The organism is Chitinivibrionales bacterium (assembly GCA_014728215.1).
Classification (GTDB): Bacteria; Fibrobacterota; Chitinivibrionia; order Chitinivibrionales; family WJKA01; genus WJKA01.
In genome coordinates this window covers 1-3,056 of the sequence record WJLZ01000139.1, presented here as the reverse complement: position 1 = coordinate 3,056, position 3,056 = coordinate 1, and the positions used below count along the sequence as shown (strand labels likewise).

5 protein-coding genes are annotated in these 3,056 nt (G+C 40.9%); 2 read left to right on the top strand and 3 right to left on the bottom strand.

Annotated elements, in window-relative coordinates:
- Positions 1-117 precede the first annotated feature (117 nt).
- Both GF401_11660 and GF401_11655 read left to right on the top strand, forming a co-directional pair.
- A complete protein-coding gene (locus tag GF401_11660) occupies positions 118-552 on the top strand; it encodes a hypothetical protein (GenBank protein MBD3345707.1) in 435 nt (144 codons plus the stop codon).
- Positions 549-1,268 (top strand): KilA-N domain-containing protein, encoded by a 720-nt coding sequence (locus tag GF401_11655; protein MBD3345706.1) that lies wholly within the window; start codon positions 549-551, stop codon positions 1,266-1,268. The genes GF401_11660 and GF401_11655 overlap by 4 nt, the downstream gene beginning before the upstream one ends.
- Here GF401_11655 and GF401_11650 read toward each other — a convergent pair.
- The 3 genes from GF401_11650 to GF401_11640 form a co-directional block, all read right to left on the bottom strand.
- The gene (locus tag GF401_11650; GenBank protein ID MBD3345705.1) at positions 1,257-1,670 is read right to left on the bottom strand and encodes a helix-turn-helix domain-containing protein; all 414 of its coding nucleotides are present in this window, start codon (positions 1,668-1,670) and stop codon (positions 1,257-1,259) included. The two genes, GF401_11655 and GF401_11650, sit on opposite strands and share 12 nt — an antisense overlap.
- Position 1,671: 1 nt before the next feature.
- A complete protein-coding gene (locus GF401_11645) occupies positions 1,672-1,860 on the bottom strand; it encodes an addiction module toxin, HicA family (protein MBD3345704.1) in 189 nt (62 codons plus the stop codon).
- Positions 1,861-1,890: 30 nt separating this feature from the next.
- Positions 1,891-3,056, bottom strand: a 1,166-nt coding sequence (locus tag GF401_11640; protein MBD3345703.1) for a DDE-type integrase/transposase/recombinase, incomplete at its 5' end; no start/stop codon positions are given.

The following is a 3,056-nucleotide window of genomic DNA, read 5'->3' as shown; positions in this document are numbered from 1 at the left end:
TGCGTTGCAAAAACTTCATATAGCCGCGAAACGTTAGGTGACATTGGAAAGGGGAATCTAAGATTATCTTTCCATAGCTGTTCATTTTGGAGCTAAAGAAAAGAAAAAAACAAACAGATGCAGACGACCTGGGAAGATATTGAAGAGCATGAAAGCGGCTTAGGTTTTAATAACCTCTCTTTTGAAGATTTTCGGCAGGATTTACTGGAAGAATTGCAAAGAGATGAAGAGTTTTACAGGAAAATGCCCAAGAGAGTGTATACCGGATTTAACAAGAATACAGATTTGTGCAGTACAGACGGAATAATCGCCCTTCTGGGATTTCCTTCTAAACCTCCCAAAGCAGTTGACCATGAATACCGAACCTATGACCTGAAATATATCGACAAACAGGGAAAACAGGTATTGCTTAACCAGAAAGAGGTTCTTGAGGACGGCACTGTTAAAAAACGGGCCGGCAGCGAAACAAAAGATATCCTGGCAAAGCTGAAAACCGGCGACAGCAAAGCGGTTAATCGGGTCAAGGACAATATAAGTGTGAGTGATAAATAAAGGCAATAGATCAAAATGCCTTTATCTGTATCACTGATATTGCAAAGTCCAAAAATCCTGATCATCCTGACGATTTAATCAGAAACTGGCTCAGAAACCGCAATACATTGGAACTCCTGGGGCTTTGGGAACAGCTCCACAATCCGGATTTTAATCCCGTCGAATTCGACGGGATTAGAAAGCAGGCTGGGCTAAACAGCTTCACACTCACTCCCAAGCAATGGATTTCTTTGACCAGAGCCATTGGTTTGGATTCGAAAACAGGGCGCTATGGCGGCACCTATGCACATAAGGATATTGCCTTTGAATTTACTTCCTGGGTATCAGTCGAATTTAAGCTCCACCTTATCAAAGAGTTTCAAAGGCTCAAAGAAGAAGAGCAAAAACAGCTCGGCTGGGATGTAAAACGGCAGCTTACCAAAATTAATTACCGGATTCACACCAACGCAATAAAGCAAAATCTGATCCCAGAAAAACTTTCAAAAAAGCAGGTAAGTTATGTTTATGCCTCGGAAGCCGATGTTATAAATATGGCTTTATTTGGTAAAACAGCCAGACAATGGCGTAATGAGAACCCAGACAAGAAAGGAAATATCCGGGATTACGCCAATGTATCACAGCTTGTATGCCTGGCAAACCTTGAAAGCCTGAATATGTTCATAAGAAAACAGGTAAATAGTTATGTGATGAAGCCCCCCCTCTCCTTATCTTATTAGTATTTCCAAATCTTTATTGAAAACTTTTGCTATTTTTTCTAGGGTTTTTACTGTAGGATTACATCTTCTAGGATTTTCAAGGCGTTGATATGCTTGATAGGATATTCCCAATTCCTTAGCTAATTCTATTTGACTTTTTTTATCTCTTATTTTTCTCAGTTGGAGAGCAATTTCTATATGTGGGCGTATTGAGATTTTATAATAATTTTTTCCTGTAATTTCTTTTATTCCAGGTATTTCAAAACCTCGTTCGAAATCCGATTCAATGCATCCGTTTAGAGCTTCTTCTGCGTTGTAAATAGCTTCTTCTATTGTCTCCCCGTAAGTATTAATTTGTTCAAACTGAGGAAATGAAACAAAAAAATTTCCTTCAGCCTTTTCAATTAATGCATAGTAATACATGTTATCTCCTCTCTATTCCGGCCTGTTTTAATATTTTTTTAGCTAATCCGATTGGAATATCTTTTTTCCCATGAACAGGTACCGGTATAGATCTTTTACCTTCTTTTATCAGTATGTGATGGCTGCCGGAAATTCTATCTAATATCCATCCGTCGTTTTCTAAGATTTTGATTAATTCTTTTCCATTCATTCATATGGAGTATACAACATTAAGATTGCATTAGCAAGTGTGATAAATACGTAAACTTAGCGAGTTTTTAATTAATGCTATATTTCTTTTCTCACTCTTGGGGGGGCTTTTTCGCATAACGGGCCGACTTTCTTCTTCTGCGGCTTTCCCGCTCATCCTGACCATTCCTTTCAGACCAGGTTCATACCTGTATGTTTCAAGGAGCTCTCCGTCGTGATAGATTTCTATTGTGGCACCGGTATGGATGAACCGGACCCTTTTTCCAATAAATCCTTGTGGTATCTGATAATAATTGCTCTTAAACCAGGCCAATGAGCCTTTCTGTACTTTCGTCGTCATAGTTGCTATCGGAATCATCGGAACATCTTCGATTGCGTCCTGCAGGAATTGCCGCTCATATTCATACGCTTCCGCTATAGTCGTTCCGGTTGCCGGACAAATAGTTCGTTCACAGAGTTCGGCTATTTTCTTATCCATATATTCCTGTACATGCGCAAGGTCTCGAAAAACCATTCGTCGAAAATTTATATCCCGGAACAAATCACGTATCTTTTTTTCAACTTTGCCCTTGTCGGTGGCCGCTCCAGGACGCGCAGGAAAACCCTGTGCTCCGATGCTTTTCAGAAAATCGGCGTATGCATCATTCATTTCCGAACTCCTGCCGTTCCAGATGCTGACTGCTGTTTTCATACAATCCGGACGATAGTAGTCTGTCGTTCCTCCCAATTTTTTCACCGCTTGATGATGCGCGTTGAGGAAAGAATAGGCGTCCTTCTTCTCCCGGACTTCAATGGCTGGCTTGCGGGAAAAACATAACAAAACAATGAGAAAATTGACGGATACCCAATTCCCCATCGCGCCAATTTGGACCGGAACTTTTTCTTTCCAGTCTACCTGCGATAATTTCTCCGGCGGTGTCTCGATCCGAACATGGTAAGATTTTTCCAACACTTCCGGATGATGTTTCCTGATGTACCGCCTCAAGGCGTCATATGACAGCCGGAAATTATGAAAATCATATAATTGCCGATATAATGAGAGAATTGTATTTCTTTTTGGACGGTCGGTGGGCAGTTGCTCCTGTATCCAGATTTCTATTGGCGTGGAGAACTGAGAAACTGCGGAATAACGGTCTTTCCGCCCGTCCTCTTTGTTCTCCAGTCTTTTTCTCTTGTGATACCGAATCGTTCCTTCTG